The sequence below is a fragment of the Cobetia sp. 2AS genome (assembly GCF_029846355.1).
In the GTDB taxonomy this organism is placed as follows: Bacteria; Pseudomonadota; Gammaproteobacteria; order Pseudomonadales; family Halomonadaceae; genus Cobetia; species Cobetia amphilecti.
The window spans coordinates 1-294 of the sequence record NZ_JARWKQ010000025.1; the positions used below are offsets into that span (position 1 = coordinate 1).

Below are 294 nucleotides of genomic sequence, written 5' to 3' on the forward strand. Positions count from 1 at the left end.
TGGCGAAGTCACCGTCAGCGGTCTGGAAGCCGACGCTACCTGGGAGTACACCACCGACGGCGGCAGCAACTGGATCGGTGGCACCGGCACTACCTTCACGCTGGACGAAGGTGTCTACGCCGATGGCGTCGTGCAGATCCGTCAGACCGATGTCGCCGGCAATGTCAGTGACTCCGTGAACCTGGGCGACGTAACCGTCGATGCGACCATCGCCGCGCCGAGCCTTGCGCTCACCACCGACACCAACGTCACCGACGACGGCATCACCAGCAATGGTGAAGTCACCGTCAGCGG

At 63.9% G+C, this 294-nt stretch carries 1 protein-coding gene; it reads left to right on the plus strand.

Translation table 11 applies throughout. The features are described 5' to 3' along the window. Nucleotides 1–294, plus strand: a 294-nt coding sequence (locus QD356_RS17775; protein WP_279878497.1) for a hypothetical protein, incomplete at both ends; no start/stop codon positions are given.